Below are 23,691 nucleotides of genomic sequence, written 5' to 3'. Positions count from 1 at the left end.
CGAGTCCAAAAACATCGCCGGACCGGGTGAAAAATCCGTGGCCTGTGACGTTTTGCCGCGAGGCTGATCGGCGTGCCCCGGCGGCACCTCCTGGCACCGCGTGATGGGGTGGCCCCGTGAACTGGACCGACCTCTCCAGCGTCGGCTACCCGACCCTCTTCCTCGGCGTCCTGATCGGCTCGATCGTGCCCATCGTTCCCACCGGGGCCGTCGTCGGGGGAGCGGCCGCCATCGCCATGACGACCGGGCACCTCTCGCTTCCGCTGGTGCTTCTGCTGTCCACCGCCGGGGCGATGATCGGCGATGTCGTCACCTTCGCGGTCGCCCGGCTGGGCAGCGACGCGGCGGTCCGGTGGCTGGCGCGCGGGCAGAAGCCGGAACGGCTCGTCGCCGCGCGGGAGCGGTTCGCGCGGCAGGGGTGGCAGCTGGTGATCGTCGGGCGGCTGCTGCCTGCCGGGCGCATCCCGGTGCTGCTGGCCGCCGGCGCGGTCGGCTACCCGTGGCGCCGGCTGGTGCCGGCGACGGCGGTCGCGTGCGTGTTGTGGGCCGTCGCGTACGCGCTGCTCGGCGTGGTCAGCGGCGGCCTGTTCGACTCGCCGCTGGTCGCGACCCTGCTGGCCGCCGTGCTCGTGCTGCTGGTGACTGGTGTGATCAACCTGGTGGCCAAGCGCCGCAGGGAAAGGGCGAGGGTGGGATGACAACCGCTGAAGGAGGCCGGCTTCTCCGGCGTGGACGGTCGCTCGCGCGGTTCGCCCTCGTGTGGCTGACCACGTCGCTCGCGCTGGTCGGCATGGACGACCTGCTCGACGGCTTCGCGATGCCGGACTGGTGGCAGCCACTGGTGTGCGGCCTGCTGCTGAGCCTGCTGACCGCCGTCGTGTGGCCGCAGGTGCTGCGGGTGGCCCTGCCGCTGGCGCTGTTCACGCTCGGCATCGGCAGCTTCCTGTTGCTCGGCGCGGGCGCGGTCGCCGCGTTCGCCGTGGTGCCCGGCGTGGAGGTCACCGGGCTGCGCACCGGGTTCCTCGTCGTGGTCGGGGTGTCCGCGGTGAGCGGTGTCGTGTCCAGCGTGCTCGCCCTCGACGAGGACGAGGTGTTCTTCCGCCGGGCCCGCCGCCGCTCGCGCCGCTGCCCGGAGCTCGCGGCCGACGTCCCGGCCGGGCTGATCTTCCTGCAGGTCGACGGGCTCGGCTACGACGTCGTCCGCCGCGCGGTCCGGGACGGCGACATGCCGACGCTGGCCCGCTGGCTCGCCGAGGACAGCCACGCGCTGGTGCGCTGGCAGACCGACTGGAGCTCCCAGACCGGCGCGAGCGTGTGCGGCATCCTGCACGGCTCCAACCACGACATCCTCGGGTTCCGCTGGTACGAAAAGGACCGCGACCACGTGATGGCCTGCGCCCACCCGCGCGACGCGGCCGAAATCGAGCGTCGGCACTCCGACGGCCGCGGCCTGCTCGCGGTCGACGGCGCCGGCCACGGCAACCTGTTCACCGGCGACGCCCCGCACGTCAGCCTCACCATGAGCGCGGTGTCGGTGCTGCTGCCCAAGGGCCTGCGCCGCCGCCGCGAGGACCGCGTCGGCACGGGCTACTACGCCTACTTCGCCAACCCCGTCAACGCGCTGCGCACCCTGGGTTCCGCACTGGCCGACATCATCCGCGAGGTCTCGGCCTCGGCACGACAGCGGCGGGCGGGCGTGGTGCCGCGGGTGCCGCGCGGCGGGATCTACCCGATCGCCCGGACCGGCACCACGGTCATCTCACGCGACGTCGTGGTGTCCGCGGTGCTGGAGGACATGCTCAACGGCCGGCCCGTGGTGTACGCGGACTTCCTCGGCTACGACGAGGTCGCCCACCACTCCGGCATCGAACGGTTCGACACGCTCGCCGTGCTGCGCGCGATCGACCAGCAGATCGGGCGGCTGCACCGGGCGTCGCGGCTCGGGCCCCGGCCCTACCACCTGGTGGTGCTGTCGGATCACGGGCAGACGCAGGGGTGGGCGTTCGCGCACCGGTTCGGCGAGTCGCTGGAGGACCTGGTCGGACGGCTGTGCGGCGGGCCGGCGCCGGAGCCGGTCGCCGGTGGTCCGGTGGCGACGCGGCTGCGGGAGCGGGTGACCGGCGCGCGGCGGATCGAGCACCGGCCCAAGGAGGACGCGCGGCACGAGGTCATGCGGGTGGCGCCCGGGGTGGTCGTGGTGGTGTCCGGGCACGTCGGGATGGTGTCGTTCACCGAGCACGAGGGCCGGGTTTCGCTGGAGACGATCGAGCGCGAGTACCCGGAGTTGCTGCCCGCGCTGGTGGATCACCCCGGGGTCGGGTTCATGCTGGTGCGCAGTGACGAGCACGGGCCGGTGGTGCTGGGCCGCGATGGTGTGCACCGGCTGGCTTCCGGGGAGGTGCTCGGCGAGGATCCGCTGGCGCTGTACGGGAAGCACGCTCCGGACCTGATCCGGCGGGTGGACACCTTCCCGCACTGCGCCGACATCATGATCAACAGCCGGTGGGATCCCGAGACCGGGGAGGCCTCGCCGTTCGAGGTGCACGTGGGGTCGCACGGCGGGCTCGGCGGGGAGCAGGAGCGCGGGTTCCTGATCCATCCCAAGGAGTTCGAGCCGCCGGGCGAGCTGGTGGGGGCCGAATCGCTGCACCGGTTGTTCCGGCTGTGGCTGACGAAGCTGGGCCACCCGGAGCCGGAGTGAGTCAGCCCGCGAGCGTCACCGAACCCAGGCTCGTGAAGTGCGCCGCGATTCGTGAACCGGGGGAGATCGGCACCGCGTCGGTGAGGCCGCCGGTCAGCACGACCCACCCGGCCTCCAGCGCCAGCCCGCGCTCCGCCAGCGAGTTCGCCGCCAGCGCGAGTGCCTCGCCGGGGTGGCCGAGTACCGCGGCTCCCGTCGCGCTGTCCACGATCGCTCCGTCGACCTCCAGCAGGCACCCCTCCAGGGACAGATCGAGCCCGGCGGGCGCGACCCCGACCGGCCCGGCCCGGAACACGCTCGACGACGCGTTGTCGGCGATCGTGTCGGCGGCGGCGAACCGGAAGTCCTCGTACCGCGAGTCGATGACCTCGATCCCGCCGTAGACGCGGTCCACCGCCTCCATCGCGGTCGCCGCCGTGACACCGGGGCCCGCCAAGCGGGAGCCCAGCACGAACACGATCTCCGGCTCGGCGCGCGGGTGGATCAGCTTCGGCAGCGGGTCCGCGGCGGGCAACACCATCGCGTCGGTCAGCCACGCCATCACCGGGCGGTCCACGCCCATGCGTTCCTGCTTCGCCTTCGACGTCAGCCCGAGCTTGAGCCCGATCAGCTTCTCGCCCCGGGCCAGCCGCAACCGCAACGCCTCGTCCTGCACGGCGTACGCGGTGCGCACATCCAGGCCGGGCCACTCCTCGGTGAGCGGGCCGCGTGCGGTTCCCGCGTCCTCCGCGGCCAGCAGCACCCGCGCCGCCTCCGCGATGCTCCACTCGGTCACGCGTCCTCCTCCGGCCCGAACACGGCCGTCACACTGCCCAGCCCCGCCACCGTCGACACCACCGTCTCGCCCGGGCGCACCGGGATCGCCCGCGTCATCGACCCGGGCAGCACCACGTGCCCCGGCTCCAGGTCGATGCCCAGCGGGCCGACCGTGTTCGCCAGCCACACCAGCGCGTTCAGCGGCGACCCGAGCACGGCGCCGCCCGCCCCGGTCGCCACCAGCTCACCGCCCGCGTGCAGGGTGCAGCCGGCCAGGCGCAGGTCCACGGTGGACAGTGCGGTCGGCCTGCTACCCAGCACCACGCCGCCGGAGGAGGCGTTGTCGGCGATGGTGTCGACGATCGAGATGCGCCAGTCCTCGATGCGGGAGTCCACGATCTCCAGTGCCGGAACCACGAAGTCGACGGCGCGCACGGCGTCGGCGACGGTCACGCCCGGCCCGGACAGCTTCCGCCCGAGCACGAACGCGATCTCCGGCTCGATCCGCGGCTGCAGGAAGCGCGCGACGGGGATCGGCTGGTGCTCCAGGTGGAACATGCCGCCGGTGAGGTGCCCGTAGTCGGGCTGGTCGACGCCCATCTGACGCTGCATCGCGGCCGAGGCCAGGCCCACCTTGTGGCCCTTGACCTCCTCGCCGCCCTCGGTCCACACGCGCACCTGGTCGAGCTGGATCCGGTAGGCGTCCTCGACGGTGGCGCCCGGGTAGGTCTCGATCAGGGGCGCGATGGGCTTGCCCGCCGCGTAGGCCTGCAGCAGGAGGTCGGCCGCCTCCCGCACCGCTGTGGCATCCATGGTCGAAACTCTCGTGCGCGCCCGCGGGGATCGCAAGAAGAACGTCCCGCTGGGCGGCACACGGTCGGGCGGGCCCCGGTGGTGCGCCGCGCTGCGAGCTATCCGCGCCTCAGACCGCCACGTGCTGGTCCGCCGCCACGATTTCCGCTGCCGTGGGGGCCTGGTCCGGGTCCGTCAGCCACTGCAGCGCCACCCCGACGAGCAGCGAGTAGTAGTGCGCCCCCACGATCCGGACCCGCGCGGGATCCGCGTCCGGCGCCAGGCCGCCGAACGCCCGGGCCAGCGCGGTCCGCGCGGCCTGCTGGGCCTGCGCGTTCATCTCCCGGATGCGCTCGTCGTGCTGGAGGTAGGCCACCCCCTCGAAGTTGACGAACCACAGCTGCCGGTTCGCCTGGATCGACTCGATGATCCGGCCCCACCGCGCCTCGTTCGTGTCGCCCTCGCCGAGGGCTTCGAACAGCAGCTCGCCCCACTCGGTGTTCAGGTCGTGCAGCGCGCGCGTGAGCAGCCCGTCCTTCGACCCGAAGTGGTAGTTGATCGACGCCAGGTTCGCCCCCGACGCGGCTGCCAGGTCCCGCGCCGTCGTGCGCGCGTAGCCGACGCGCAACAGACAATCCCGCGCCGCCGTCAGCAGGTTCTCCCGGTGTCCCACGTCTGCTATCGTATCAGATAAACGTTCGTTTTAAACGTACGTTCAAACCATCGAAGGGGATTCACCATGGGCACACCTGCCGTGCGCATCAGGGGGCTGCGCTGCAGATTCGAGGGAGAGGCCGGACCGGTCGACGCGCTGCGCGGCGTCGACCTCGACGCCGCCAAGGCCTCGTTCCTGGCGATCATGGGCCCGTCCGGCTCGGGCAAGACGACGTTGCTGCACAGCGCGGCCGGGCTGCGCACCCCGACCGCGGGCACCGTCGAGCTGGACGGCGTGAGCCTCGCCGGGCTGGACGAGACCCGGCTGGCGGAGCTGCGCCGCCGCCGCATCGGGTTCGTCTTCCAGGCGTTCAACCTGCTCCCGGCGCTCACCGCCCGCGAGAACGTCGAGCTGCCGCTGCGGCTGGACGGCCGCCGCACGGACCCGCGGCGCACCGACGCGCTGCTGGCGAGCGTGGGCCTGGCCAACCGCGGCGGTCACCGGCCGGACCAGCTCTCCGGCGGGCAGAAGCAGCGCGTCGCGGTGGCGCGGGCGCTGATCACCGACCCCGAGGTCGTCTTCGCCGACGAGCCCACCGGCGCGCTGGACATCCGCAGCGCGCGGGAGGTGCTCGGCCTGCTGCGCGGCCTCGCCGACCGCGGCCAGACGATCATCATGGTCACCCACGACCCGGTCGCCGCGTCGTTCTCCGACCGGGTGCTGTTCCTGGCCGACGGCCTGATCGTCGACCGCCTCGACCGCCCGTCCGCGGCGGCGGTCGCGAGCCGCATGGCGACGCTGGTCGAGTCGGCCGAGCGCGCCGCGATGGGGGTGAGCTGACGTGGTGGGCCTGGCGCGGCGGCTGTTCCGCCACCACCGCGGCGCGGCGGTCGCGACCGGCCTGATCGCGGTGATCGGGATGGCGCTGGTCACCGCGATGACGGCACTGCTCGCGACCGGGCTCGCGGACACCACGACCGTGGCCGACCGGTCGTTCCTGACCCAGTTCCCGCTGATCATGGGTGGCTGGGTGGTGGCGATCGTGGTGTTCGCGACGGTCTCCACCGTCACCGTGACCCTCGCCGGCCGGGCGGGCGAGATCGGCGGGCTGCGCCTGATCGGGGCGACGCCGAAGCAGATCCGGGTCATGGTCTCGGCCGAGACGTTCGCCGTCGCCACCGTGGCGTTGCTGCCCGGCCTGGGCGCCGGCTACCTGCTGGGCTGGATCGTGCTGGCCGCGGTCCGGTCGTCCGGCCTGACCGACCCGGCCTCGGCCTACTCGCCCGGTCTCGGGCTGCCGCTCGCCGGGGCCGTCGTCGTGCTCGTCGCGAGCGCGGCGGCGGCGTGGATCGGCAGCCGCGGGACGGCCGGGCGCAGCCCGGTCGGTGGCCCGCCGCCCGCGGTGGCGCGGCGGTCGGCCCGCCCGCGGCGGGTGGCCGCGGCCGTGCTGCTGGTGGCCGGGATCGGTTCCGCCTCGGCGGTTTTCGGCCTGCCGGCCGACAGCATCGCGACCACCGCGATGACCGGCCCGGCCACCGTGTTCGTCGCGATCGGACTGTCGATGCTGGCGCCGGAACTCGTGGGCGTGGGCAACCGCGTCCTGGCGGTCCTGTCCCCGCGCGGCGCGGCGGGGCACCTGGCGGCCATCAACCTCGCCGCGGCCCCGGAGCGGGTGCGGCCCGCGGTCACGTTCCTCACGCTGCTCGTCGGGGTTTCCGCGGGCACGCTCGCCATGCAGGGCATCGAGAACCGGCATTCCGCCGGGGGCGGCACCGCGCAGGTGCTGGCCTCGATCAACTACCTGGTGGTGGTCCTGATCGCGGTGTTCATGGCGATCGCGCTGACCAACAACCTGGTGGCCGCGCTCGGCCGCAGGCGCGAAGAGTTCTCGGCGATGTCGCTGATCGGTTCCACGGCCGGGCAGACCCGCGGCATGCTGCTGCGGGAGATCGGTCTCGCGACGGTCGTCAGCGTGGTGGCGGCGGTGGCCGGCGCGGTGGTGTGCGTCATCCCGTTCGCCGTCGTCAAGACCGGCAGCGCGGCGGCGGCGTTCGACGCCGGCCCGTACCTGCTCAGCGTGGTGTTCGGCGTGGTGATCGCGCTGGGCGCCACGGTCGCGGCCGGCGGCCGGGTGGTGCGCGCCGCGACCGCCCACTGAGCGTGGAACTCGCGTGCCTGAGCGTGGAACTCGCGTGCCTGAGCGTGGGACTCGCGCGACCGAGCGTGGGACTCGCGCTCAGCGCACACGACCGCGGTTCGATCGTCGTTTCCAGGAGGGCGCCCCGGTCCGCGGACCGGGGCGCCCGTGCCTCACTTCTCGTGCGGAGCCTTGTAGTCCTTCGCGTCCGGGGCCTCGAACAGCGGCTTCACGTACTTGATGCCGCCCTCGACGCTCGCGTCCGGCTGGGCCACGTACACCTCGCGGGTCGGCGGCGCGCCGGGCTTGGAGAAGTCCAGCGCCGCGACCAGGTCACCGGTGTCGGCGGAGGTGGTCTGCTGCAGCGCGTTGAGGATGCCGTCCCGGGTCAGGTCCTTGTTGTCACACGCCTTCCGCAGCACCGCGCCCCACACCTCGGCCACCGCGTAGCCGTAGGGCACACCGGCGTTCGGTGGCTCCGGGAATCCCGCGGCCTTGTACTTGGCCAGCACATCCTTGGCCTTCGGCACGTCCGCGGCCACCGGCACGCTGCTCGCCACGACGTACAGCCGGTCGAGCGCGTTGGCCGCCGGGCTGTTCAGCAGCACCGGGTCGAACGTCGGGTTGTTGCCCAGCAGCGGCACGTTCAGCCCGAGCGCCTTGTTCGCCGCGGCCACCGAACCGGTCTGCGCCGGGGTGGTGGTCAGCATGATCGCCTTGACACCCTCACCACGCAGGCCGGTGACGATGTTGGTCAGGTCGTTGTCCGACGAGGTGATCTTGACCTCGCGCAGGTTCATGCCGTGCTTCTGCGCGTAGTACCGGGCGCCGCGCAGGCCGTTGATGCCGTACTCACCGTCGATGTAGATGTGGCCGACCGTGTCGCCGTCCTTGATCATGCCCTGTTCCTGCAGGTAGGACATGCCGTCGATCATCTCGACGTCGTAGGTCGTGCCGACGATCATCACGTACGGGTTGTCCAGCAGCTCCGAGGACCAGGACGCCGGCGTCGCGGTCGTCTTGTCGGCCTTGATGTTCTGCTTCAGCGCCGCCATGATCGGCGACCCGACGATCTGGACGAACCCGAGCACCTTCGGTTCCAGCTGCGGGTACAGGGTCTTGGCGGTGTCGGCCTTGTAGGCGTGGTCGACGATCTCCAGCTTGACCTGCCGCCCGCACACGCCGCCGGCCGCGTTGAAGTCGTTGACCCACAACTGGTTGCCGTGCGTGATGCCGATCGAGAGGTTCTTGAACGGGCCCGTCATGTCGGTCATGACACCCAGGGTGATCTCGTTGGCGGTGACGCCGAGATCGGTCTTGACGCCGGAGGCGTCCGAGCCGGACGATCCCTGATCGCCCGCCTTGGTGCCGCACGCGGCGATGGCCAGCATCGCCGCGAGGACCAGGGAAAGCCGTCGCTTCATCGGGACGTTCCTTCCTTCTTTCGTTCCCTGTGCAGGCCGCCGGTGATCCGGCGCCCGATCGCCGCGAGCCCGCCCGGCTCGAAGAGCACGACGAGGATGATCGCGGCGCCGTAGACGAAGGTGCTGACGAGGATCGGGGTGAACGCACCCTCGCCGCTCCCGGTGAAGATCCCCAGCTGCGTCGAGTAGAGCGAGAGCACCTGCGGCAGGCCGAACACGATGAGCGCGCCGACCAGCGCGCCTCCGATCGACCCGAGACCGCCGATGATGACCATCGCCAGGTAGGCGATGGAGACGTTGATGCCGTACGTGCCGAACTCGTTCTCGTCCGGCTTGAGGATGTCGAACCACAGCACGGTCATCACGCCGGCCAGCCCGGCGTAGGCCGAGGACACCGCGAACGCGCCCGCCTTCGCCCGTGCCACGTTGACGCCCATCGCCGCGGCGGAGGCCTCGTGGTCGCGCACCGCGCGCCAGGACCGGCCGACCCGGCTGTTGACCGCGCCGCGCGCCAGCGCGAACGCGATCACCGTCAGGGCCAGGTAGAGGTACCACATCTTCTCGGCCTGCCGGAACGGCACACCGAGGATCACCAGCCCGCCCGAGCTGTCGAAGGTGAACCCGAACAGCTCGAACGGCGCCGGGGTGCGCCCGGTGGAGGTGCCGCCGGTGAACCGTTCCGCCGACTGCCCGAGGAACAGCCCGAGGAACACCAGCGACAGCGACGCGACCCCGAGGTAGATGCCGCGCAGCCGCCCGGACACCGGCGCGAACGCCAGTCCCAGCAGGGCGGTGAACGCGACCGCGGCCAGCAGCGACAGCAGCGGGTCCACGCCGAACCCGATCACCCGCCCGTCCTCGGTGCCGCTCGCCAGCACCGTGTACGTGGTGCCGCCGGCGAGCAGGAAGAACGCGTGCGCCAGCGACAGCTGACCGGCCTGCCCGACCAGCATGGTCAGCCCGATCGCGCCGACCGCGCCGACCATCATCCACTGCCCCGCCTTGAGCCACTCCGCGCCGAGGTAGAGCGGCAGCACCAGCAGCACGGCCAGCAGCACCAGCCAGGCGAGCAGCCGCAGCCAGCGCAGCGGCTTCGCCGGGGCCTTCGCGGGCGCGTCGGTGACCGTGGCCCGCATCGCCAGCTCAGACACGGGTTATCTCCCTCGTTCCGAACAGCCCGGACGGCCGGACCACCAGCACCAGCAGCATCACCAGGAACACCGCGCTCTTGGAGAAGTCGAACGAGATGTACTCCGCGGACAGGGCCTCGACGAGCCCGACGACCAGCCCGCCGACGATCGCGCCCGCGGTCGAGTCGAGCCCGCCGAGGATCGCGGCGGGGAACGCGGCGAGCGCGATCGAGTGCGTGCCGCGGGACAGGCCCGCGCCGGAGAAGTCCTGGGTGGCCAGGAACAGCACGGCGACCCCGGCGAGCAGGCCGGCGACCAGCCACGCGGTCGTGGTCACCTGGCGGCTGCGGATGCCCATCAGCGCGGCCGCCTCCCGGTTCTCCGCCTGGGCGCGCATCGCGACACCCCAGTTGGAGAACTTGAACGCCAGGTAGAACGCGGTGATCAGCACCGCGGCCACCGCCATCGCCACCAGGTGCGTGCGGAACAGCGTGATGCCGGCGACCTGGATCGGTTTGGCGTCCCACGCCTCGCCGAGGAACGGCACGCCGACGCCGAGGCGCCGCACGATCTCCTCGGTCACGATCACGTCGATGCCGATGGTGAGCAGCGCCAGGCTGTTCGGATCGGCCAGCTTGGTGCGGGCCAGCAGCAGCCGCTCCACGACCAGGGCGAGCAGCCCGGCGCTGACGATCCCGACCAGCGACGCGCCGACCCAGCCCAGTGACTCGCGCGTGGCGACCACCAGGTAGCCGCCGAACAGCACCAGCGAGCCGTGCGCGAAGTTGATCACCTCGGTGGACTTGAAGATGATCACGAACCCCAGCGCGAGCAGCGCGTACACCGCGCCCTTGCCGAGGCCGTTCACCGCCAGTTGCAGGAACGTGTCCATCTACGCGGCCTCCGTTCCCAGGTAGGCCCGGATGACCTCCGGGTCGGACTGCACTTCGTGCGGCGGGCCGTCGGCGATGCGGCGGCCGAAGTCGAGCACGGTGACCCGGTCGGCGATGCCCATCACCAGGCCCATGTCGTGCTCGACCAGCAGGATCGAGATGCCCAGCTCGTCGCGCACGTCGTGGATCGTGGCCGCCAGGTCGGAGGTCTCCGCCGCGTTCATCCCGGCGGCGGGCTCGTCCAGCAGCAGCAGCACCGGTTCCACGGCGAGCGCGCGGGCGATGTCGACGCGCTTGACCTCGCCGTAGGGCAGCGCGGCCACCGGGGTGTGGAGCAGCCTGCCGATGCCCAGGAAGTCGCAGATCTCCTTGGCCCGCTCGGTGTGCTTGCGCTCGGCCCGCACGGTCCACGGCGCGCGCAGGGCGCACTCCAGGAACCCGCCGCGGGTGAGGGCGTGTCTGCCGAGCATCACGTTGTCCAGCACGGTCGAGCCGGGCGAGAGCGCCGCGTTCTGGAAGGCGCGGCCGATGCCGAGCTTCGCCATCTTGTGCGGGCGCATGCCGGTCAGCTCGGTGTCACCGAGCAGCACGCGGCCCTCGGTGGCGTGGTAGAGGCCGCTGATCACGTTGAAGCAGCTGGACTTCCCGGCGCCGTTGGGGCCGATGAGGGCGTGCAGCGAACCGGGCCGCACGGTGAAGGACACGTCGTCGAGGGCGGTCAGGCCGCCGAAGCGGAGCGTGAGGTGCTCGACGCGCAGTTCCGGGATCATCCGCCCCACCTCGACAGGGAGTGCTTGCGCGGGCCGGCCGCCTCCTGGACGGCGTGCGTCTCGGCGTGCCCGCCCAGGTACAGGCGCTGGACGTCCTCGCTGCGGGACAGCTCGTCGGACCCGCCGGCCAGCGCGACCCGGCCGACCTCGAGCACCACGGCGTGGTCGGCGACGTTGAGCGCCATCACCGCGTTCTGCTCGACCAGCACCACCGAGGTGCCCTGCGCGTGGATCTCCCGGATGATGCCGCTGATCTGCTCGACCACCTTGGGCGCGAGGCCGAGCGAGGGCTCGTCGAGCAGCAGCACGTGCGGTGCCGACATCAGCGCCCGGCCGATCGCGAGCATCTGCTGCTCGCCGCCGGAGAGCAGCCCGGCGCGCTGCCGGGCGCGCTCGGCCAGCACCGGGAACAGCTCGTGCACGCGTTTGCGGGCCTTGACCCGCTGCTCGGCCGAGGTCGAGATGCCGCCGGCGCGCAGGTTCTCGTCGACGGACATGCGGGTGAAGATCTGGCGGCCCTCCGGCACGCCGACCACGCCGAGCCGGACGATGGACGCCGGATCGAGCTTGTCGATCCGGGTCTCGCCGAGCCGGACCTCACCGCGTGTGACGACACCGCGGTGCAGTTTGAGCGTGCCGGAGATCGTCCGGAGCAGCGTGGACTTGCCTGCGCCGTTGCTGCCCAGGACGGCGAGGACCCCGTCGTCGGGAACCGCCAGGTCGACGCCGTGCAGCGCGGCGACCGAGCGGCCGTAGCGGACGTGCAGATCGCGGACGTTCAACACCGTGGGCGCACACCTCCTCCGATCGCGTGACGGGCGTCACTCTCGGTGGCGGCAATCCTTGATCGGCCCTCGCCGGTCCGACACCCCCACCTGGAGAGGTTTGCCGGACTTTTGCCCAACCGTGCCCTCTCCAGGAGGGGATGTCCGGAATGGATCGAATGTGCGATCGTGGGCGCGTGACCGCAGAGCAGCGCGTCGCCGCGGACCGTGCCGTCGAGCACAGCAACGTGCTCGACGAGCTGCTGCGCGAGCGCGAGGGTCTCCTCGGGACCCTCGACCGGGTGATAGCCCTGCAGGGCACGGCGCACCTGATCCGGGAGTCACTGGGCGTGCACGCCGCGTTCGTGGGCGAGCTGGAGCGGCCCGGCACCGCCGTCATCCGGTGGATGGCCGGGAACCGGACCGACGCGATCCAGAACCTCGTGGTGCCCACCGGTCAGGGCGTCGGCGGCCGGGTGCTGGCCTCCGGCAAACCGGTGCGGGTGTCGGACTACCTGAGCGCGCCGACGATCACGCACCAGTTCGACGCGCAGGTCGCGGGCGAGGGGCTCGCGGCGCTGCTGACCGTGCCGATCATCAGCCGGGTGCGGGGCAAGCCGGAGATACTCGCCATCGCCTACGCCGCGATGCGCGAGCCGGCCGACTTCGGCGACGACGCGGTGCGGCGGCTGGAGGGCATCGCCGACCAGGCCGCCTCCGCGCTCAAGCTGGCCAGCGTCGCCGAATCCGACCGCGCCGACGCCATTTCCGCCGAGCGGCGGCGGATGCAGAGCGCGCTGCACGATTCGGTCGGGGCGCTGCTGTTCTCGATCGGGGTGCAGGTGCGCAACCTGCACCAGGACGTGGCCGGGGACCCGGTGCTGGAGGGCCGGTTGTGCCGGCTGGAAGGCGATGTGTCGGCGGCTTCGCGGGCGCTGCGCGAGTCGCTGCTGTCGCTGTCGGAGTCCACTCCGGAACGGGCGCTGCCGGTGGAACTGGCCGAGCACTGCCGCTCGTTCGAGGCGCGCTGCGGGCTGCCGGCCCGGTTCGTGCAGCTGGCGCCGGTGCGGCCGCTGGACGCCGAGCGCACCGCACTGCTGGTGTGCGCGGTGCGGGAGGGGCTGCTCAACGTCGAGAAGCACGCGCACGCCTGCTCGGTGGTGGTCAGCCTCGGCCCGAGCGGGGGTGGGGTGCAGGTCGTGGTCGCCGACGACGGCACCGGCCAGGACGCCGAGGACGCGCCCGGCACCGGGATGGGGCTGCGCTCGCTGGCCGAGCGAGCCGCGCGGCTGGGCGGGCGGGTCAGCCTGGTGCGGGACGAGGACGGTGGCTGCACGCTGCGGGCGTGGGTGCCCGAAGTGCCATGACGGCGACGGTGCTGGTGGTCGACGACCACCCCGTGGTCCGCGACGGCGTCACCCTGCTGCTGCGGGCCGAGCCGTCGCTGAAGCTGATCGGCAGCGCGGAGTCCGGCCGGATCGCGCTGCTGCGGGTCGGCGAGCTGCGGCCCGACCTGATCCTGCTCGACCTGCGGCTGCCGGACATGCTCGCCCCGGAGGTGATCGCCGGGCTGCGCCAGGTGCACCCGGCCGGCCGCATCGTGGTGTTCACCGCGCACGGCGACCACCAGGGGCTGCTGGCCGCGCTGGACGCCGGCGCCCACGGGTGCCTGCTCAAGGACGTGGCCGGCACCGATCTGGTGTCGGCGCTGCGGCGGGTGCTGCGCGGGGAGCGAGTGGTGGATCCGCGGATCATGCCGGACCACTCGTCGCGGTCGGACGCGCTGGCGCGCAGCGGCCTGACGCGGCGGGAGTACGAGGTGCTGCGGCTGGCCGCGCAGGGGCAGACGAACCCGGAGATCGCGGAGACCACCGGGCTGACGCGGAACACGGTGAAGACGTACCTGCAGTCGGCGCTGCACAAGCTGGGGGCGCGCAACCGCGTGGAGGCGATCGGCAAGGCGTCCGAGGCCGGGCTGCTGTAGTCAGGTGGCGCGCGGGGTGGTGCCGGTCATCCGCCGGTAGAACTTGACGAAGTTCGTCGCCTCGGTGAAGCCGAGTTCGGCGGCCAGCGCGGCGACGGTGGTGTCGCTGGTGGCCAGCCGCCGCCGCGCTTCCAGGGCGATCCGCTCGTCGAGGAAGCGTTTCGCGCTGACACCCCTGGCTCGCCGGACCGCCCGGTCGATGGTGCGCGCGCTCGCGTGGACCGTCTGCTGGTAGTCGCGGACGTGGTGCCGCCGCCGGTGCTCGGCCTCCACCGCGGCCGCGAACCGCTCGAAGACCGCCGTGGCCGGGCCGGGGGCGGCCGGTGCGGCGGCGACGAGCGGTCCGAGCGCCAGCGGGAGCGCGTCGGCGAGGTCGCGGGCCGGGGCGGGCGCGGCGAGCAGGAGTTCCAGGTGCCGCAACGCGGTCCGGGTGAGCGCGTCGCGCGCGTCGGCGGACCACTGGCTCGGCCGCAGCGCGTCATCGGCGAACGCGGCCACCGGCGTGCCGGGAGCGAGCGCCGAAGCGGTGAACAGCACCAGCACCCCGCTGAGGCGGGCGGCGTCGAGGACGCGGTGCACCTGTCCGGGGCGCAGCCAGAACACGCTGCCCTCGGTCAGCGGCTCGGCGTGGAAGTCGACGGCGTGCCGCCCGGTGCCGCCGGTGACCAGGCCGACGACGTGGAAGTCCGGGCGGACCGGTTGCCGGTGCACGGGCCCGCGCAGCACGCCGGTCTCCGGGAACCGCCGCAGCTCGACGGTTCCCCCGCGCGCGGGGGCGTAACCGACGCCGAGGACGGGCTGTCGTGTTTCGACCATGGCCGGTCCGCAAACCACCTGGTGGCCGGGGTGGCCGTGGGCTGGAATGGTCATCATGAACACGATAACCACCCGGGGGCAGCGCTTCGCGGTCACCGATTCGGGCCACGGTCCCGCCGTCCTCTTCCTGCACGGCAACCTCATGGACTCGACCATGTGGGATGACGTCGTCCTGCCCGGGTTCCGCTGCATCCGGTTCGACTTCCGGCTGCACGGCGCCACCGCGGACGACGGCCTGCCCTTCACCTACTGGGACGCCGCACGCGACGCGGTGGGCATCCTCGACGCGCTGGACGTGCCCGCCGCGCACCTGGTCGGGCATTCCCAGGGCGGCTTCACCGCGCTGCGGGCCGCGTTGCTGGCCCCGGAGCGCGTGACGAGCCTGAGCCTCATCGACAGCGCCGCGGACGCGTTTCCCGGCGCCGCCCTGGCGCAGATGGCGCGGATCCGGGACGGCTTCGCCGCCGGTGCAGTCACCGAAACCGGTTCGGCGGTGCTGGAACTGCTCCTGGGCTCGCGCGCCGCGGAAGCACACTGGCTGCCCCGCCTGCGACGGCAGCCGGCCGGCCGGTTGAGCCGCGCGGTCTCCGTGCTGATGGGCGCGGACAGCGCGGCGCACCGGCTCGCGGAGATCACCGCACCGGCACTCGTCGTGCACGGCGCCGCCGACCAGCCGATCCCGCCCGGGGCCGGCGCCGCACTCGCCGCCGCGCTGCCCGGTGCCAAACCGGTCGAGCTGCTCGACGGCGTCGCCCACACCCCGCCGGTCACGCACCCGGCCGAAACGGCTGCGCTCCTGCGTTCGTTCCTCGGCGAGCACGGCTGACCGGCCACCAGGTGTGAGCCAGCGCCGCCAGTGTCGGCTCCGCGGGCGCGGGCAGGTGCGCGAAGTAGGACTTCAGGTCGGAATAGCGGTGCAGCAACAGGTACGCGAGGCACCGCAGGGGGAAGCCGTCGTCCGGGGTCAGTCCGTACCCGGTCAGGAGGGCGCGCAGGTACTCGGGCGAGCCGCGGGTCACGAAGACGCCCACGGCCGCGAACTCGTACTCCGGCGCGCCCCGCATGGCGGGTTCGAAGTCGAACACCCCGGACAGCCGCCAGCCGTCGCCGTCGGGCACGGCCAGCACGTGCTCGGCCATCACCTCGGTGTGCAGCAGCACCGGCGGCGGCGAGCCGAGGTCCACCGAGTCCAGGAAGGACGGGATCTGCCGCGCCCACACCCCGGCCAGGCCGGGCTGCTGCGCGCCGGCCGAGGCCGTCTGCTCGGTGACGAACCCGGCCCAGCTGGACGGCCCCAGATCCGGCAGGTCCAGCCCGTGCAGCGCCGCCAGCGCCTCGCCGAGCGCGGGCGCCAGCCGGATCTGCTCGGCGACCGGCGCCTCGCCGAGGGCCACGCCGGGCAGCCGGGACATCAGCACGTACCGCCAGCCGTCCAGCTCACCGGTGTCCAGGACGCGCGGGGTGGGGACCGGCAGCCGGCCGTCGACCGCCCGCAGCACCCGGCTCTCGGTCGTGAAGTCCGCGGGGTACACGGGCGGGTAGAGCTTGAGGACCAGCGCGTCACCGCACGCGTAGACCGGCAGCGACCCCGTCGCGAACCGGGTCACCTCGCCGCGGACCCCGAGCCGCCGGGCCAGCGCACCGACCCCGGCGGCGAGATCCGCCGGCGTCAGCGCCTCGAACTGTGCCTCGGTCTCCGCCGCCGGTAGTCCCACACCCCGAAAATAGCCGTGGGGGCCAGCGATTTTCCGGTGCGCGGCGGCAACCGGAATTCAGGGCGCCAGCGGGCCCTTTTCGGTGACCACCGCGGTGATCAGCTCCGCCGGGGTCACGTCGAACGCCGGGTTGAACACCTTCGTCCCGGGCGGGGCCACCGGAGTGCCGGAAACGGTCGTGATCTCCTCCGCTGCCCGTTCCTCGATCACGATGGAATCGCCGGAGCGCAATTCCGGGTCCACAGTGGACGAGGGGGCCACCACCACGAACGGCAGCCCGTGCCGCGCGGCCGCCAGCGCCAGGCCGTAGGTGCCGATCTTGTTCGCCACATCGCCGTTGACCGCGATCCGGTCCGCGCCGACCACGACGCAGTCCACCATCCCGCGCGCCATCGCCGCGGCCGCCGCGGAATCCGGCAGCACCCGGTACGGCACGCCCGCCTCGGCGAGCTCCCACGCGGTCAGCCGCGCGCCCTGCAGCAGCGGGCGGGTCTCGTCGGCGAGCACGTACTCCAGGTGCCCGGCGGCGTGCAGGTGCCACACCACGCCGAGCGCGGTGCCCCAGCCGACGGTCGCCAGCCGCCCGGCGTTGCAGTGCGTGAGCAGGCGCAGCGGGCGGCGCGGGCACTTCTCCAGGATCAGCTCGGCGGCGCGCGCGGACGCCTCGTGGTTGAGCCGCTCGTCCTCGTCGAGCAGGGCGAGCGCTTCGGCGAGGACCGCCTCCGGGCCGTCGCCGAGCCGGGCCAGCGCCCGCGACACGCCCCAGCTCAGGTTGACCGCGGTCGGGCGGGCGCCGGCCAGCCGCTCCGCGTCGGCGCGGACCTCGGCCGGGTCGTCGTGGGCGAAGGCCGCCAGCGCCGTGCCCAGCGCTCCGGCGCCGCCGAGCGCGGGCGCGCCGCGCACGGCCAGCCGCTGGATCGCGCCGATCAGCTCGTCCACGGTGGTCAGCCGCAGTGTCCGGTACTCGCCCGGCAGGGCGACCTGGTCGATGATCTCGATCGCACCGTTCACCCAGTCGATGGTTCTGCGCACGTCTTCCATTGAACGCCATCGCGAGCCAAGCTGGGGGAGCCGCCACGACGAAGGGGGCCCGCCGATGACCAGCCGGACGAAGTACCTGCTCGACGAGTCGGACCTGCCGACGACCTGGTACAACGTGATCCCCGACCTGCCGGAACCGCCGCCACCGCCGCTGCACCCGGGCACGCGGGAACCGGTCGGCCCGGACGACCTCGCGCCGCTGTTCCCGCAGGCGCTCATCGCCCAGGAGGTCACCCAAGATCGCTTTGTCGACATCCCCGGTGAGGTGCTGGACGTGTACCGGCTGTGGCGGCCCTCGCCGCTGTACCGGGCGCGGCGCCTGGAGCGCGCCCTCGGCACGCCCGCGCGGATCTACTACAAGTACGAGGGTGTCAGCCCGGTCGGCTCGCACAAGCCGAACACCGCGGTGCCGCAGGCGTTCTACAACGCGGCGGAGGGCATCCGGCGGCTGACCACCGAGACCGGCGCCGGGCAGTGGGGCAGCGCGCTGGCGTTCGCGTCGGCGACGTTCGGGCTGGAGTGCGAGGTCTGGCAGGTGCGCGCCTCCTACGACCAGAAGCCCTACCGCAAGATCATGATGGAGACCTTCGGCGCGACGGTGCACCCGAGCCCGTCGAAGGAGACCGCGGCCGGGCGCGCCGTGCTGGAGAAGGACCCGGACTCCACGGGCAGCCTGGGCATCGCGATCGGCGAGGCCGTCGAGCAGGCCGCCGCCGACCCGGACACCCGCTACGCGCTGGGCAGCGTGCTCAACCACGTGCTGCTGCACCAGACGGTGATCGGCGAGGAGGCGCTGCTGCAGTTCGCGCAGGCCGGGGACACGCCGGACGTGATCGTCGGCTGCACCGGCGGCGGCTCCAACTTCGGCGGGCTGGCGTTCCCGTTCCTGCGCGAGAAGCTCGCCGGGCGGATGGCGCCGGTGATCCGCGCGGTCGAACCGGCCGCGTGCCCGTCGCTGACCCGCGGCCGCTACGCCTACGACTTCGGTGACACGGCGGGCCTCACGCCGCTGCTGAAGATGCACACGCTGGGCCACGACTTCATCCCGGACCCGATCCACGCCGGCGGCCTGCGCTACCACGGGATGGCGCCGCTGCTGTCGCACATCTACGAGCTGGGCCTGATCGAGGCCCTCGCGGTGGGACAGCAGGAGTGCTTCGCCGCCGGGGTCCGGTTCGCGCGCACCGAGGGCATCATCCCCGCGCCCGAGCCGACGCACGCGCTGGCGGCGTGCGTCCAGGAAGCCCTGCGCTGCAAGGAGACCGGGGAGGAGAAGGCGATCCTGACCGCGCTGTGCGGGCACGCGCACCTCGACCTGCCCGCCTACGCCGCGTTCCTGGCCGGGCGGATGACCGACAACGAGCTGCCCGAAACGGTGCTCGCCGAGTCGCTGGCGGGGCTGCCGTGACGGACGAACACGCGTCCCTGACCTACACGTCCTACCTGGCGCTGGACGACCTGCTGGCCGCGCAGCACCCGCGGTCCGAGGAACACGATGAGCTGCTGTTCATCGTGGTCCACCAGGTGTACGAGCTGTGGTTCAAGCAGATGCTGCACGAGCTCGCGCACCTGCGGGTCAGGCTGGAAGCCGGGGACACCGCGCACGCGGTCCGCACGCTGCGGCGGGTGCTGACGATCCTCAAGGTCGTGGTCGCCCAGATCGACGTGCTGGAGACCATGACGCCCAGCCAGTTCACCAGCTTCCGCACCCGGCTGGACGCGGCCAGCGGGTTCCAGTCAGCGCAGTTCCGCGAGCTGGAGGCGGTGCTCGGCAGGCGCGACCCGAGGATGGTCGCGCACTACCCGGAGGGCAGCCCGGCGCGGGAGCGGATCGCCGCGGCGCTGGCGCGGCCGTCGCTGTTCGACTCGTTCCTGATCTACCTGTCGGTGCACGGCTACGACGTCACCGGCGACCGCCGGAAGCTGCTGCTGGGGGTCTACACCGACGACGGCGGCCCGGCGTCGGTGGCCGAGCACCTGGTGGACCTGGACGAGGGCGTGCAGGAGTGGCGCTACCGGCACGTGAAGATGGTGGAACGCACGATCGGCGACAAGGCGGGCACCGGCGGCTCGTCCGGCGCGAAGTACCTGCGGGGCACGCTGTTCCAGCCGTTGTTCCCGGACCTGTGGGCGGTACGCGCCGACCTGTAGCCGGGGTCAGCCCGCGCGCAGGCGGGCCAGCAGCGGGTCGAGCGCGGCCGGGTCCTCCACGTGTGCGTTGTGCCCCAGCCCGGGCAGGAGCACCGCGTCGCCGGGCAGGTGCGCGGCCGGGCACATCGGGTCGTGTTCGCCCGCCGCGAGGATCACCGGGGCCCGCGCCGCGGCCAGCAACCCGTCCAGGTCCGGCGCGCCCACGCCGAACGCGGCCTGGTCCAGCGCCAGCCGCCACCCCTCGGCCAGCCCGCTGTCCACGACCGGCGAGTCCACGGGCACCAGGCCGTGCAGGCCGGACACCTTCAGCCACCGCTCGGCCGCCTCGTCGCGGGAGCCGAACACCTTCGCCGGGCGCGTGGCCTGGTCAGCGGCCCGCGCCAGCTCCTCGTCGGTCCAGCGCACCTTCATGCCGAGTCCGCAAGCCCCGCTCACCCGCACCCCGAACCAACCGCTCGCCAGGGTGAGGGCCACCACCCCGCCGAGGGAGTGCCCGAGCACCGCGACCGGTGTCCCGGCCGGCACCGCCTCGGCCACCGCGGCCGCCAGCGCCCCGAACGAGTACCGGGGCAGCGGCTCCGACCGGCCGTGCCCCGGCAGGTCGGGCACGATCCAGCGGCCCGGCCACCGCTCCACCACGCCGTCCCACACCGCCCCGGTCGCGCCGAGGCCGTGCAGGGCGAGCAGGACCGGACCGTCCGAACCACCGGTGCGCACGTGCATCAGCCGATCTTCCCATGGCTTTTCGCCCGAAGAGCGCTAAGTTTCTCCTCAGGAGCCGACGGGAACGACCTTCCCGGGAGCTCCACCCACAACCGGAACCCCTCCGCGGCGCCACGAACGTCGCCGGGCGGGTCGCAGATGAGGAGTCACCACCGTGACGGATGGAGTGTTCGGCCGCGAAAGCGGTCACGAACAGGTCGTGTTCTGCCAGGACCAGGCGAGCGGCCTGAAGGCGATCATCGCCATCTACTCGACCGCGCTGGGCCCCGCGCTCGGCGGCACGCGCTTCTACCCCTACAGCCGCGAAAGCGACGCCCTCGACGACGTCCTCGCGCTGTCCAGGGGCATGGCCTACAAGAACGCCCTCGCCGGGCTCGACCTCGGCGGCGGCAAGGCCGTCATCATCGGCGACCCGTCGACCACCAAGACCGAGGCGCTGCTGCGTGCCTACGGCCGGTTCGTGCAGTCGCTCGGCGGGCGGTACTACACCGCCTGCGACGTGGGCACCTACGTCGCCGACATGGACGTCATCGCCCGCGAGACCCGTTTCGTGACCGGCCGCTCCCGCGACCACGGCGGCGCGGGCGACTCCTCGGTGCTGACCGCGTTCGGCGTGTTCCAGGGCATGCGGGCCGCCGCCGAGTTCCGGTGGGGCAGCGCGGACCTGGCCGGGCGGCACGTCGGTGTGTCCGGCGTCGGCAAGGTCGGGCACATCCTCGTCGGGCACCTGGTCGAGGCCGGCGCCCGGGTGTCGGTCACCGACGTCGACCCGGCGGCGATCGAGCGGGTGAAGTCCGCGTACCCGGCCGTCGAGGTCGTGGCGGACAACGCGACGCTGCTGCGGATGCCGCTGGACGTGTTCGCGCCGTGCGCGCTGGGCGGGGCGCTCAACGACACGACCGTGCCCGAGCTGGGCGCCGAGGTCGTGTGCGGCGCCGCGAACAACCAGATCGCCCATCCCGGGATCGAGAAGTCGCTGGAGGACCGTGGCGTGCTGTACGCGCCGGACTACCTGGTCAACGCGGGCGGCGTGATTCAGGTGAGCGACGAGCTGCACGGCTTCGACTTCGAGCGGGCCAAGCGCACGGCCGCCGGGATCTTCGAGACCACGAAGGCCGTGTTCGAGCTGGCCAAGGCCGAGGGCGTGCCGCCGGCCACGGCCGCCGACCGGCTGGCGGAGCGCCGCATGTCGGAGGTCGGCAGGCTGCGGTCCATCCTTACCGTGTGACACCGGGGAAGATCTTCGACGCGGCGGGCGTGCGCGGTTGGCTGCACGCCCGCTGCCTCGGTTGTACCGGCGAGTCCGGTCTCGGCCCCGACGAGCCGGTCGTGCTCGCCTCGGTGGTCAAGGTCCCGCTCGTCTTGGAGCTGGCCCGTCAGGTCGCCGCCGGGCAGCTGGACCCCGCCGACCGCCTCCGCGTCACCGCCGCCGACCGGCTCGGCGGCACCGGAACCGCGGGCTGCGCCGACGACGTCGAGCTGAGCCTGCGCGACGCGGCCTTCTTCGCGCTCTCGGTCAGCGACAACACCGCCGCCGACCTGCTCTTCGACCGCGTCGGCCTGGACAACGTGCGCTCCCTGCTCCGGGAGCTGGGCCTGGCCCGCACCCGCGTCATCGGCTCGCCCCGCGACGTCGTCGCCACGATGGCCGAGGACATCGGCGCCCGCGACGCCGCCGACTTCACCCGCCGCTTCCCCGCCCTGCCCGTCGCGGAGGTGTTCGCCACCCGAGCCCTCGACCCGCTGCGGACCTCGGCGACCACCCCGCGCGACATGACCACCCTGCTGGCCGCCATCGCCGGTGACACGGCGGGCCCGCCCGAGGCGTGCCGCTGGGTCCGGCAGCTCATGGGACAGCAGGTCAACTGGCACCGCCTCACCGCCGCCTTCCCGCCCCAGGTCCGGGTGTGGGGCAAGACCGGCTCACTGCTCGCCGTGCGCAACGAGATCAGCGTCGCCGAGTACCCGGACGGCGCCCGCTACGCCGTCGCGGTGTTCACCAGGGCGCCGACGCTGGAGTCCCGCCTGCCGGACGTCGACCACGCCGTCGGCGCGGCCGCGCGAGCCGCCATCGAGGACATCGCTCACGACCGCCCGAACACCACGCTCCACGGCCGCTGCACCGGGTCCTGAACCGGCGCGAGCGTGGTCACGCCGTCGCGCGCCAGCACGTCCGCGACGACCTCCGCCAGCCGCGCCGCCTCCGGATGCGGGTTGACCGCGGGCCAGGCCACCGACATCCGCCACGACAGCGATCCGGCCACCAGCGGCCGCCACACCACCCGCGGCTCCTTGCGCGCCACCAGCCCCTGGTCGCACGCCACGCCGTGGCCGGACAGCACGAGCCCCAGCACGAACTCCGGGTTCCGCGCGTGCCGCACGTGCGACGGCCGGAACCCCTGCTCCCAGCAGGTCCGCAGCGTCGCGTCGTACAGGCCGGGCGCGGCGGCGCGCGGGAACAGCACCAGCCCGTGCCCGGCCTCGCCGAGCCGCGCCAGCTCCGACCGCGCCGCCAGCGGCGCATCCCGCGGCAGGACGACCCCCAGCGGCGTCTGCACCGCCGGGCCCAGTTCGAGCCCGGACACGTCCACCGGGTGCTGCAGCAGCCCGGCGTCCAGCTCGCGGTCCGCCAGCAGCCGCACCTGCTCGGTCGTCGTCAGCTCCTGCAGGTCCAGCCGCACGTCCGGGCACGCGCGGCCGAACGCGGTCAGCAGATCGGCCAGCACCCGCCCGGCCGGCTCCGGCGGCACCCCGACCCGCAGCGCGTCGATCTCGCCCCGGTGCGCCTTGCCGACCAGCGTGCGCATCCGCTCCCACCGCGCCAGCAGGTCGCGGGATTCGGCGAGCAGGATCTGCCCGGCCTCGGTCAGCTCCACCCGCCTGCTGTCGCGGTCGAACAGCCGCGCGCCGAGATCGTCCTCGAGCCTGCGGATGCGCTGGCTCAGCGGCGGCTGGGCGATCCCGAGCCGGTCCGCGGCGCGGGCGAAGTGGAGTTCTTCGGCGACCACGACGAAGTAACGCAACGCGCGCAGGGGGTCCACGCTGCGACGATATCGGCAGGCGTATCGCGACCGGGCCGGTCTGGTCTTGGACAGCCGTACCAGTTCCGTGCTGGGGTGGCGCCATGACTGATCGACTGAGCAGGCGCGGGGTGTTCGGGGTGGGCCTGGGGGCCGCCGCCGTCCTCGCCGGCGACGCCCCCGCGCGGACGGGGGCGGCCCCCAGGCCCTGTCCCCTAT

The 23,691-nt window shown here is 73.1% G+C and carries 24 protein-coding genes; 11 read left to right on the top strand and 13 right to left on the bottom strand.

What is annotated here, in order from left to right:
* Positions 1–116 precede the first annotated feature (116 nt).
* Together D0D15_RS26620 and D0D15_RS26615 are read left to right on the top strand one after the other, a co-directional pair.
* On the top strand, positions 117–698 hold the full coding sequence (locus tag D0D15_RS26620) for a DedA family protein (protein WP_094006245.1): 582 nt from the start codon (positions 117–119) through the stop codon (positions 696–698).
* Entirely contained in the window at positions 695–2,701 is a 2,007-nt protein-coding gene (locus D0D15_RS26615; protein ID WP_094006246.1) for a phage holin family protein, read from the top strand. Before D0D15_RS26620 ends, D0D15_RS26615 begins: the two co-directional genes overlap by 4 nt.
* Before the next feature lies 1 nt (position 2,702).
* Here D0D15_RS26615 and D0D15_RS26610 read toward each other — a convergent pair whose 3' ends face one another.
* The 3 genes from D0D15_RS26610 to D0D15_RS26600 form a co-directional block, all read right to left on the bottom strand.
* On the bottom strand, positions 2,703–3,476 hold the full coding sequence (locus D0D15_RS26610) for a 2-keto-4-pentenoate hydratase (protein ID WP_162830667.1): 774 nt from the start codon (positions 3,474–3,476) through the stop codon (positions 2,703–2,705).
* The gene (locus D0D15_RS26605) at positions 3,473–4,270 is read right to left on the bottom strand and encodes a 2-keto-4-pentenoate hydratase (RefSeq protein WP_094006247.1); all 798 of its coding nucleotides are present in this window, start codon (positions 4,268–4,270) and stop codon (positions 3,473–3,475) included. The genes D0D15_RS26610 and D0D15_RS26605 overlap by 4 nt, the downstream gene beginning before the upstream one ends.
* A gap of 109 nt (positions 4,271–4,379) precedes the next feature.
* Entirely contained in the window at positions 4,380–4,922 is a 543-nt protein-coding gene (locus D0D15_RS26600) for a TetR/AcrR family transcriptional regulator (protein ID WP_094006248.1), read from the bottom strand.
* 66 nt (positions 4,923–4,988) lie between these two features.
* Between D0D15_RS26600 and D0D15_RS26595 the strand changes: the two genes are divergently transcribed.
* Both D0D15_RS26595 and D0D15_RS26590 read left to right on the top strand, forming a co-directional pair.
* Positions 4,989–5,744 (top strand): ABC transporter ATP-binding protein, encoded by a 756-nt coding sequence (locus tag D0D15_RS26595; RefSeq protein WP_115944829.1) that lies wholly within the window; start codon positions 4,989–4,991, stop codon positions 5,742–5,744.
* 1 nt (position 5,745) lies between these two features.
* Positions 5,746–7,062 carry an ABC transporter permease gene (locus D0D15_RS26590; protein WP_115944828.1) on the top strand — a complete coding sequence of 439 codons (1,317 nt, stop codon included), beginning with the start codon at positions 5,746–5,748 and terminating at the stop codon, positions 7,060–7,062.
* 152 nt (positions 7,063–7,214) lie between these two features.
* Here the strand turns inward: D0D15_RS26590 and D0D15_RS26585 are convergent, their stop codons facing one another.
* The 5 genes from D0D15_RS26585 to D0D15_RS26565 are packed head-to-tail and all read right to left on the bottom strand — an operon-like array spanning position 7,215 to position 12,043.
* Positions 7,215–8,465, bottom strand: coding sequence for an ABC transporter substrate-binding protein (locus D0D15_RS26585; RefSeq protein ID WP_094006251.1), 1,251 nt, complete (start codon positions 8,463–8,465; stop codon positions 7,215–7,217).
* A complete protein-coding gene (locus D0D15_RS26580) occupies positions 8,462–9,601 on the bottom strand; it encodes a branched-chain amino acid ABC transporter permease (RefSeq protein WP_094006290.1) in 1,140 nt (379 codons plus the stop codon). The genes D0D15_RS26585 and D0D15_RS26580 overlap by 4 nt, the downstream gene beginning before the upstream one ends.
* A gap of 7 nt (positions 9,602–9,608) precedes the next feature.
* Complete coding sequence (locus D0D15_RS26575; RefSeq protein WP_094006252.1) at positions 9,609–10,487, bottom strand: branched-chain amino acid ABC transporter permease; 879 nt, start codon at positions 10,485–10,487, stop codon at positions 9,609–9,611.
* Positions 10,488–11,258, bottom strand: coding sequence for an ABC transporter ATP-binding protein (locus D0D15_RS26570; protein ID WP_094006291.1), 771 nt, complete (start codon positions 11,256–11,258; stop codon positions 10,488–10,490).
* The gene (locus tag D0D15_RS26565; RefSeq protein ID WP_094006253.1) at positions 11,255–12,043 is read right to left on the bottom strand and encodes an ABC transporter ATP-binding protein; all 789 of its coding nucleotides are present in this window, start codon (positions 12,041–12,043) and stop codon (positions 11,255–11,257) included. Before D0D15_RS26565 ends, D0D15_RS26570 begins: the two co-directional genes overlap by 4 nt.
* A gap of 158 nt (positions 12,044–12,201) precedes the next feature.
* Here D0D15_RS26565 and D0D15_RS26560 point away from each other — a divergent pair, with 158 nt between their 5' ends.
* Both D0D15_RS26560 and D0D15_RS26555 read left to right on the top strand, forming a co-directional pair.
* Complete coding sequence (locus D0D15_RS26560) at positions 12,202–13,389, top strand: GAF domain-containing sensor histidine kinase (RefSeq protein ID WP_369806803.1); 1,188 nt, start codon at positions 12,202–12,204, stop codon at positions 13,387–13,389.
* Positions 13,386–14,006 carry a response regulator gene (locus D0D15_RS26555; RefSeq protein ID WP_094006255.1) on the top strand — a complete coding sequence of 207 codons (621 nt, stop codon included), beginning with the start codon at positions 13,386–13,388 and terminating at the stop codon, positions 14,004–14,006. Before D0D15_RS26560 ends, D0D15_RS26555 begins: the two co-directional genes overlap by 4 nt.
* Here the strand turns inward: D0D15_RS26555 and D0D15_RS26550 are convergent, their stop codons facing one another.
* Positions 14,007–14,822 carry an AraC family transcriptional regulator gene (locus tag D0D15_RS26550; RefSeq protein WP_162830666.1) on the bottom strand — a complete coding sequence of 272 codons (816 nt, stop codon included), beginning with the start codon at positions 14,820–14,822 and terminating at the stop codon, positions 14,007–14,009. It lies immediately after the preceding gene.
* 55 nt (positions 14,823–14,877) lie between these two features.
* Here D0D15_RS26550 and D0D15_RS26545 point away from each other — a divergent pair, with 55 nt between their 5' ends.
* Positions 14,878–15,648 carry an alpha/beta fold hydrolase gene (locus tag D0D15_RS26545; protein ID WP_158224443.1) on the top strand — a complete coding sequence of 257 codons (771 nt, stop codon included), beginning with the start codon at positions 14,878–14,880 and terminating at the stop codon, positions 15,646–15,648.
* Here the strand turns inward: D0D15_RS26545 and D0D15_RS26540 are convergent.
* Positions 15,590–16,537 carry a phosphotransferase family protein gene (locus tag D0D15_RS26540; RefSeq protein WP_115944826.1) on the bottom strand — a complete coding sequence of 316 codons (948 nt, stop codon included), beginning with the start codon at positions 16,535–16,537 and terminating at the stop codon, positions 15,590–15,592. The two genes, D0D15_RS26545 and D0D15_RS26540, sit on opposite strands and share 59 nt — an antisense overlap.
* A gap of 57 nt (positions 16,538–16,594) precedes the next feature.
* Positions 16,595–17,569, bottom strand: coding sequence for an S-methyl-5-thioribose-1-phosphate isomerase (gene mtnA / locus D0D15_RS26535; protein WP_198958261.1), 975 nt, complete (start codon positions 17,567–17,569; stop codon positions 16,595–16,597).
* Between the two features lie 64 nt (positions 17,570–17,633).
* Here mtnA and D0D15_RS26530 point away from each other — a divergent pair, with 64 nt between their 5' ends.
* Positions 17,634–18,986, top strand: a complete 1,353-nt coding sequence (locus D0D15_RS26530) for a TrpB-like pyridoxal phosphate-dependent enzyme (protein ID WP_115944825.1) — start codon at positions 17,634–17,636, stop codon at positions 18,984–18,986.
* The gene (locus D0D15_RS26525) at positions 18,983–19,729 is read left to right on the top strand and encodes a tryptophan 2,3-dioxygenase (RefSeq protein ID WP_115944824.1); all 747 of its coding nucleotides are present in this window, start codon (positions 18,983–18,985) and stop codon (positions 19,727–19,729) included. The genes D0D15_RS26530 and D0D15_RS26525 overlap by 4 nt, the downstream gene beginning before the upstream one ends.
* Before the next feature lie 6 nt (positions 19,730–19,735).
* Here the strand turns inward: D0D15_RS26525 and D0D15_RS26520 are convergent, their stop codons facing one another.
* Positions 19,736–20,452: an alpha/beta fold hydrolase gene (locus tag D0D15_RS26520; RefSeq protein ID WP_094006261.1), complete on the bottom strand. Its 717-nt coding sequence runs from the start codon at positions 20,450–20,452 to the stop codon at positions 19,736–19,738.
* A 154-nt stretch (positions 20,453–20,606) separates the two neighbouring features.
* On the opposite strand from D0D15_RS26520, the gene D0D15_RS26515 reads away from it, so the two are divergent.
* Together D0D15_RS26515 and D0D15_RS26510 are read left to right on the top strand one after the other, a co-directional pair.
* On the top strand, positions 20,607–21,680 hold the full coding sequence (locus D0D15_RS26515; RefSeq protein WP_094006262.1) for a Glu/Leu/Phe/Val family dehydrogenase: 1,074 nt from the start codon (positions 20,607–20,609) through the stop codon (positions 21,678–21,680).
* Positions 21,677–22,585, top strand: coding sequence for a serine hydrolase (locus tag D0D15_RS26510; RefSeq protein WP_115944823.1), 909 nt, complete (start codon positions 21,677–21,679; stop codon positions 22,583–22,585). The genes D0D15_RS26515 and D0D15_RS26510 overlap by 4 nt, the downstream gene beginning before the upstream one ends.
* Here the strand turns inward: D0D15_RS26510 and D0D15_RS26505 are convergent.
* Positions 22,537–23,493, bottom strand: a complete 957-nt coding sequence (locus D0D15_RS26505; protein ID WP_115944822.1) for a LysR family transcriptional regulator — start codon at positions 23,491–23,493, stop codon at positions 22,537–22,539. The genes D0D15_RS26510 and D0D15_RS26505 overlap by 49 nt on opposite strands.
* Positions 23,494–23,691: the final 198 nt, after the last annotated feature.

The organism is Amycolatopsis thermalba, assembly GCF_003385215.1.
Classification (GTDB): domain Bacteria; phylum Actinomycetota; class Actinomycetes; order Mycobacteriales; family Pseudonocardiaceae; genus Amycolatopsis_E; species Amycolatopsis_E thermalba.
This window is presented reverse-complemented; position numbering and strand designations above follow the sequence as displayed.

Bases quoted from the DNA above. Each gene is read 5' to 3' on its own strand.
- D0D15_RS26615 (WP_094006246.1), top strand. From the start codon at position 695: ATGACAACCGCTGAAGGAGGCCGGCTTCTCCGGCGTGGACGGTCGCTC.
- D0D15_RS26605 (WP_094006247.1), bottom strand. From the start codon at position 4,270: ATGGATGCCACAGCGGTGCGGGAGGCGGCCGACCTCCTGCTGCAGGCC.
- D0D15_RS26595 (WP_115944829.1), top strand. From the start codon at position 4,989: ATGGGCACACCTGCCGTGCGCATCAGGGGGCTGCGCTGCAGATTCGAG.
- D0D15_RS26585 (WP_094006251.1), bottom strand. From the start codon at position 8,465: ATGAAGCGACGGCTTTCCCTGGTCCTCGCGGCGATGCTGGCCATCGCC.
- D0D15_RS26580 (WP_094006290.1), bottom strand. From the start codon at position 9,601: ATGCGGGCCACGGTCACCGACGCGCCCGCGAAGGCCCCGGCGAAGCCG.
- D0D15_RS26575 (WP_094006252.1), bottom strand. From the start codon at position 10,487: ATGGACACGTTCCTGCAACTGGCGGTGAACGGCCTCGGCAAGGGCGCG.
- D0D15_RS26570 (WP_094006291.1), bottom strand. From the start codon at position 11,258: ATGATCCCGGAACTGCGCGTCGAGCACCTCACGCTCCGCTTCGGCGGC.
- D0D15_RS26560 (WP_369806803.1), top strand. From the start codon at position 12,202: ATGTGCGATCGTGGGCGCGTGACCGCAGAGCAGCGCGTCGCCGCGGAC.
- D0D15_RS26555 (WP_094006255.1), top strand. From the start codon at position 13,386: ATGACGGCGACGGTGCTGGTGGTCGACGACCACCCCGTGGTCCGCGAC.
- D0D15_RS26550 (WP_162830666.1), bottom strand. From the start codon at position 14,822: ATGGTCGAAACACGACAGCCCGTCCTCGGCGTCGGTTACGCCCCCGCG.
- D0D15_RS26545 (WP_158224443.1), top strand. From the start codon at position 14,878: ATGAACACGATAACCACCCGGGGGCAGCGCTTCGCGGTCACCGATTCG.
- D0D15_RS26530 (WP_115944825.1), top strand. From the start codon at position 17,634: ATGACCAGCCGGACGAAGTACCTGCTCGACGAGTCGGACCTGCCGACG.
- D0D15_RS26520 (WP_094006261.1), bottom strand. From the start codon at position 20,452: ATGCACGTGCGCACCGGTGGTTCGGACGGTCCGGTCCTGCTCGCCCTG.